General features: G+C 55.6%; 1 protein-coding gene. It reads left to right on the forward strand.

The features are described 5' to 3' along the window. Nucleotides 1-66: 66 nt before the first annotated feature. The coding region (locus tag BM022_RS14905; protein ID WP_091140559.1) for an efflux RND transporter permease subunit at nt 67-2,630 on the forward strand (2,564 nt) is incomplete at its 3' end.

Below are 2,630 nucleotides of genomic sequence, written 5' to 3' on the forward strand. Positions count from 1 at the left end.
AGGCGAGGCGCCTGCTGCTTCAACCCAGCCGCAACCCGAAAAGCAGACCTGAGCTCGAACTAACTCATGACCAGATTCTTCATCACCCGCCCGATTTTTGCATCGGTGCTGTCCATCATCATCGTACTGTCAGGGCTGATCGCCGCGCTGCAGCTTCCTATCGCCCAGTACCCGCAGATCGCGCCTCCAACTGTGCTGATCACGGCGACGTTTCCGGGCGCGAGCGCGGACACACTGACCAAAACCGTAGCCGCCCCGATCGAGGAGCAGCTGAGCGGCGTGGAAAATCTTTTATATTTCAGCTCCAGCTCTGACTCAAGTGGAACCCTGACCATCACCGCGACCTTTGAAGTCGGGACCGATGTAGACGAGGCAACCTTCAATATCAGTAATCGGGCAAATATAGCCTTGCCGCGCCTGCCGGAAGAAGTCAGGCGGATCGGGTTGAAAATAGAAAAGCGTTCCAATGACATCCTTATGGTGTTCATGCTCATCTCAAAGGAGAAGGGAAAGTATGACCCGCTCTACCTGAGCAATTACGCCACACTTAACGTACTGGATGAGCTGAAGCGAACAAAAGGTGTGGGGGATGTGCAGGTTTTTGGCGGTCAGGACTACTCCATGCGCATCTGGCTGCGTCCCGACCGCATGGCGCAGCTCGGCATCGCCACAACCGACATAACCGCGGCCATTCAAGCCCAAAATGCGCAGTATGCTGCGGGCAAGATAGGCCAGGAACCGATGCCCCCGGACCAGCAATTAATCTATACCGTCAACGCCAAGGGACGACTGCTTACGCCCGAGCAATTCGGTAATATCATTCTGCGCGCCGACGGCCCGCAAGGTGTTCTCTATCTCAAGGATGTCGCCCGTATTGAGCTGGGTGCTCAAAGCTACGATGTGCGGACTGCGTTGAATGGCGAACCCGGTGCAGGAATGCCGGTTTTTCTTCAACCCGGCGCGAATGCACTCGACACGAAAAATGCTCTCGTCACCAAGATGGACGAGTTGAAGAAACGCTTCCCCCCGGGCATGGACTATGTCGTTCCCTACGATACCAGCCTGTTCGTCAAGGCCTCGATGTGGGAGGTGGTAAAAACGCTCGGCGAGGCGATGGTGCTGGTTATTCTGGTTGTCTACCTGTTTCTGCAAAGCTGGCGTGCAACCCTCATTCCCCTCATCGCGGTGCCTATTTCCCTGATCGGCACCTTTGCGGGTTTGTGGCTATTTGGCTTCTCCATTAATACGCTTACGCTTTTTGCCATGGTCTTGTCCATAGGCATCGTGGTGGATGATGCAATCGTGGTGCTGGAGAACATCGAGAGGCTGATGGACGAGGAAAAACTCTCGCCCATGAAAGCAGCAATCAAATCGATGGAACAGGTTGCGAGTGCGGTGGTGGCAATTGTATTGGTACTATGCGCGGTCTTTGTACCGGTGGCGTTCATGGGGGGAATAGCCGGTGAGCTCTACCGACAGTTCGCGGTAACCGTCGCGGTTGCTGTCACCATTTCAGGGGTGGTCGCCCTTACGTTGACACCTGCCTTGTGCGCCATCCTGCTAAAGCACACGCATGGGGAGTCGGCATTCTTTCTTGCTTTCAATCGGAATTTCAAGCGCCTTACCGATTTCTACGTGAATATGGTCAGCACTACCATACGGCACAAGATTATTGGCGCGATTGCGTTCTCTGGCATCATCGCACTGGCGGGATACCTGATCAAGACAGTACCGGAGGGCTTTGTGCCCCCCGAGGATCAGGGATACGTGGTGGCCGCAACAATTTTACCGGATGGGGCAACACTCGCTCGAACAACCAGAACCGCCGAAGCGGTACGAGCCAGCATAGCAAGCGATCCTGCGGTAGCCCACGAATTCGTAGTCAATGGCTTTGATCTGATCGGCGGCGGCAATAAAACCAGTTCGGCGACCATGTTCGTCGCGTTCAAAGACTGGTCCGAGCGCACGGCTTCCGCAGAGGATATTATCCAGAAATTGACCGGTATCGGTATGCAGCAGTCCGACGGCATCGCCATCGCGTTCAACCCGCCGGCGATTCGAGGCCTCGGCACCGCCGGTGGCTTCGAGGTTTACGTGCAAACCCGTGCGGGCGCGGATCCACTGCAATTGTCGACCGTGGTCAACAATTTTATCGAGGCGTTGAACCAGGAACCTCGTCTTGCGGGCATTGCAACTTTTTTCCGTCCCACGGTACCGCAATTCTTTGTCGAGGTGGACGATGCAAAGGCGATTTCTCAGCAAGTGCGGATCGCCGATATCTATGCTACCTTGCAAAGCACGATGGGTTCGTTCTATGTCAACGATTTCAATCTCTCAGGACGCACCTATCGCGTACAGTTGCAGGCAGAGCCGGCGTATCGCACGAATCCGGATGATCTTGGCAGGGTATACGTACGCTCGCAATCGGGCGCAATGGTGCCCCTGTCCGCCCTGAGCAGAATCAGCACCGTGGTCGGAGCCGAGCAACTGGAGCGGTATAATGGGCTGCTATCGGCAAAAGTAATGGGCGGCGGCGCCCCTGGCGTAAGCTCGGGTGACGCGATCAAGCTGGTAGAAGAAATTGCGGAGAAGAGCTTGCCGGATAACTACCAGATTGCCTGGACGGCGCA

Origin of the sequence: Nitrosospira sp. Nsp14 (assembly GCF_900113575.1) — a bacterium.
Classification (GTDB): Bacteria; Pseudomonadota; Gammaproteobacteria; order Burkholderiales; family Nitrosomonadaceae; genus Nitrosospira.